This window comes from Rhodococcus sp. O3 (assembly GCF_048897285.1).
GTDB lineage: Bacteria > Actinomycetota > Actinomycetes > Mycobacteriales > Mycobacteriaceae > Rhodococcus.
This window is the reverse complement of the sequence record NZ_JBMBTE010000306.1, coordinates 1-1373: the sequence shown is the minus strand read 5'-3', so window position 1 is coordinate 1373 and position 1373 is coordinate 1. Positions and strand designations below refer to the sequence as shown.

Here is a 1373-nt window from a genome sequence, read left to right as displayed (position 1 = left end):
ACCACGCGATCGATACCCAGATCCCGGCCCCGCGCACCGGGCCATTCCTCCCACCGCCAGATCTGCTTGATCCGTGCCCCGAACTCAGGACTCGACCGAAGAGCAAGATCAGCCACATATTCGAAAGCGGAACCCAGTGCACTCGTATCCGAAGACTCCTCGGCAAGAGTCCGAAGCAGCCCATCCAGTGGGCCACGTTGAGTGCCGATGCCAGCAACCTCGGGAACAGCGGGAAGAAGTGAATGAGAGTCAGCAAAATATGTCACCGATGGGGTCCTGGTCTATGCGTGCGTGTGTATGTCGAGAAAGATGTGTCACCAGCGGATCCCTCTCCATTACTTCCCAGAGGCCGCATTCACCTCACGGACACGGTCGGCGGCTATTCATGACAGAAGTAGCTGACGACCCGCGTGCAGGCGCTGCAGCTGCCCTGAACCGATACCTGACCGCTAGCATGCTGAACACCATACACGACACCCAAGGAAACGAAACCGAACTGCCCTGGGCTACAGCATCATTCACTGCACGATGCATGCATCATGCAGCTTTTTGGTGAGATGAGAATCCGATAGGTCCACCGGTCGCACAGGGCCAAACCCTGCCCGAATACTGTTACACCTTTCGCGGTACACCCCGTTGCTTTCCGAAGACCGGGTCTGTTCGTCGCCGTGGTCCGGCGGGCCGACACGGGATCACCGCGGCAGTCCTCGCGGGCTCGCACTACGGCGCGGGGGGGCTTCCTGTTCGACGCTGGGCACTGTCACCCCACGACCTGCCTTAAGCTGCAACAGCCGGGCCAGACGATTCATGGTCCGGCAGCCCCGCCAGAAACATGCCTGGAGCCGTCTACGACTTGCCCGTACGGGCTTGGACACATGCAAGGCAACGCAATCGCCTTCCGCTGTTTGGATCCGCCATGAAATCGTGGCCGAACAACTCTTGATGTCCTCTATTGCGCTCGCACGCTTGGCAGTTTCGCCATCCATTCTTCAGTCTCGTGTTCTCCGGCGTGAACTCATGTCCAGCCGGGCAGAACTGCGCCGTTACACGTTTCACCTCGAGACACACAAGACAACGGCGTCCTTTCGTCGGGTCGCTCGCGTCGATCACATACTCATGCCCGTGCTTTGGGACGTGATCGGCATTGAGACGGCACAGCACGCAATTGCGCTGCCCCTTCGCGGTGTACTCGGTGGTTTCCTCCGTGAACTCATGACCATGAATGCAATGCGTGGGGGGCGTGTTCAACTTGCGGCACGTGAGGCAACGTCGCCTCTTGACTGGACCGTCGGGGTCTGGAACAAACGAGTGTCCAAACTGTGGGACATGCGTCCGGTCCCAGGTGCATTGCCGACAATATCGTTTGCCGTCAC

General features: G+C 59.3%; 1 protein-coding gene. It reads left to right on the top strand.

Annotation, left to right across the window (positions count from 1 at the left end):
• Positions 1 to 924: 924 nt before the first annotated feature.
• On the top strand, positions 925 to 1373 hold a 449-nt coding region (locus ACN675_RS29150; RefSeq protein WP_420754114.1), incomplete at its 3' end, for a hypothetical protein.